The 1,531-nt window shown below is 35.3% G+C and carries 1 protein-coding gene; it reads right to left on the bottom strand.

Annotated features, from left to right (window positions below):
* Positions 1-124 precede the first annotated feature (124 nt).
* The coding region (locus AB3X49_RS22760; protein ID WP_367964908.1) for a copper resistance CopC/CopD family protein at positions 125-1,531 on the bottom strand (1,407 nt) is incomplete at its 5' end.

The following is a 1,531-nucleotide window of genomic DNA, read 5'->3' as shown; positions in this document are numbered from 1 at the left end:
GTTACGTGAGCACTAACAGGTAACGAAAAAATCCCCATTGCAATTATTGTTGCGATCATTGTTGTTCCTAATTTTTTTATACGTTTCATTTTCTATAAACTCCTTTTCATTTATAACGTCTTTTTTATCTGCCACCTACAATAAATTTATAATCCGTATCGAAACTATCAAGAGATTTTGTTAATCCATGAACATGTATATTCCAGTTTCCTGTCATGTTAATATACATACCTTCCGCTTCATATTCTCCCGGTGACACTGCCGAAACTTTAAATGAACCTTTGCCCATATTCATATCTAAAGATTGAGTCGTCAATACAATTTGTTCCATATCAGTAACAGGCTGTCCATTCTCATCCTTCAAAGTAATATGAAATGTATTCTGTCCTACCTTATTAGGACTTACATGTAAAGTAAGTTCATATCCATTATCTAATTGTTTACTCTCTGTAAAAGGTCCCGTAGGAGGCATCGGCGGCGTTTGTACATTTGTCATAAACGCTACGATTACGAAAACGATAATTCCAATGATAAACTCTACTTTCACCGTGGCTCCTAACCTTTGCTGCGCTCGCATTCTCCCTTTCACATAATGAATAATTCCCAATATCCCCATACACACGAATAAAAGTATCTTTGCTAATAAGGCCAATCCATACTTCGTATCAAATAGGGAATGGATCGTGGGAATAAAAAATGTACTGTTAAAAAGACCCGTTAATAAAATCACTATGACAGTACCTGTTGCCCATGGTGAAAAACGCTTAATCGCATCCCAATACATAGTCCACTTGTCATCCTCTTTACGTAAAAGAAGAACAATCGATGATAGCCCCCCAATCCATAACGAAGCTGCGAATAAATGTAGAAAGTCCATAACGACAGCAATTTCTTTAAACTTTAATCCATATGCATGACTATTGAAAGCTTTCATAACAAGTAACCCCATAAATAATACAATTGGAATGCTCCATACTTTAAACGACGAAAGCTTCTCACGCTTCACCGCAAAATATGTAACAATTATAAGCGTACTAATAAGAGCCATTTGAGTTATCCATACATAACCAAAAACAGATAGCTGTAATGTTTCTTTTAATAATATAGGATCGAATGCTTCTAACCATGAAACATCAGCATTTATTTTCGCCTGCAATGGTAGATTGAATAGTAAACTAATAAATATCCCAAATAATGATATCCATATTATTCTCTTACTCCTTGATTGAACTGGGGTTGCATTCCCTTTATACATAATAAGATTAAAGAATAGAACTCCTAAAAATAGTGAGAAACTTGTATATAGAACCCCACGTTCCATGATCATATCGATTTGCGGAACATAGCCCATCTCTTCTACTTGTATATCGTCTATTCCCGCTTCTGCTAATCCAATCCGGAATGGAATAACTCCTTGAATCGGATGCCCGTCAGCTGAAATAGCTTTCCACTGAATAGAGTAAAGACCTTTTTTGAGATTCTCTTTTAACCCAGCTTCTAATAATTTTTTGTTTTTCTTATCAATATGAGC

This window comes from Bacillus sp. C30, assembly GCF_040838255.1.
GTDB classification, from domain to species: domain Bacteria; phylum Bacillota; class Bacilli; order Bacillales; family Bacillaceae_G; genus Bacillus_A; species Bacillus_A mycoides.
The sequence above is the reverse complement of the archived record's forward strand: the minus strand, read 5'-3'. Positions and strand labels throughout refer to the sequence as shown.